1 protein-coding gene is annotated in these 594 nt (G+C 59.6%); it reads right to left on the bottom strand.

All coding sequences use genetic code 11. The features are described 5' to 3' along the window. A partial coding sequence (locus ABGV18_RS11510) for a GTP-binding protein (RefSeq protein ID WP_396586144.1) occupies positions 1 to 525 on the bottom strand: 525 nt, incomplete at its 3' end. Positions 526 to 594 lie beyond the last annotated feature (69 nt).

Below are 594 nucleotides of genomic sequence, written 5' to 3'. Positions count from 1 at the left end.
CTCCTGCGAATAATCGACCAAGTCCATCTTGTTGATCGCCACCACCACATGACGGATGCCGATCAGGTGCATCAAAAAACTGTGGCGGCGCGTCTGGGTGAGCACGCCCTGGCGGGCGTCAACCATCAGAATGGCGGCATCGGCGGTCGAGGCGCCGGTAACCATGTTGCGGGTGTACTGCTCGTGGCCCGGGGTGTCGGCGACGATGAACTTGCGCTTGTCGGTGGAGAAAAAGCGGTAGGCCACGTCGATCGTGATGCCCTGCTCGCGCTCGGCGGCCAGGCCATCGACCAGCAACGCAAAATCCATCTCGCCACCCTGCGTGCCGTACTTCTTCGAGTCGGCCTCCACCGCGGCTAGCTGGTCCTCAAACAACAGCTTGGATTCGAACAACAATCGTCCGATCAGGGTGCTCTTGCCGTCATCCACGCTGCCGCAGGTGATAAACCGCAGCAGCCCCTTGTTCTCGTGTGATTTTAGATAGGCCCCGATGTCCGAGGCGATCAAGTCCGATGCGTGTGCCATGTCCCAAAAACCTGTCTGTTATGTCTGTACGCGCCAATACGAGCCTGGTGGGCCGCCTAGAAGTAGCCT

Origin of the sequence: Guyparkeria halopsychrophila, assembly GCF_044582135.1 — a bacterium.
GTDB lineage: Bacteria > Pseudomonadota > Gammaproteobacteria > Halothiobacillales > Halothiobacillaceae > Guyparkeria.
The sequence above is the reverse complement of the archived record's forward strand: the minus strand, read 5'-3'. Positions and strand labels throughout refer to the sequence as shown.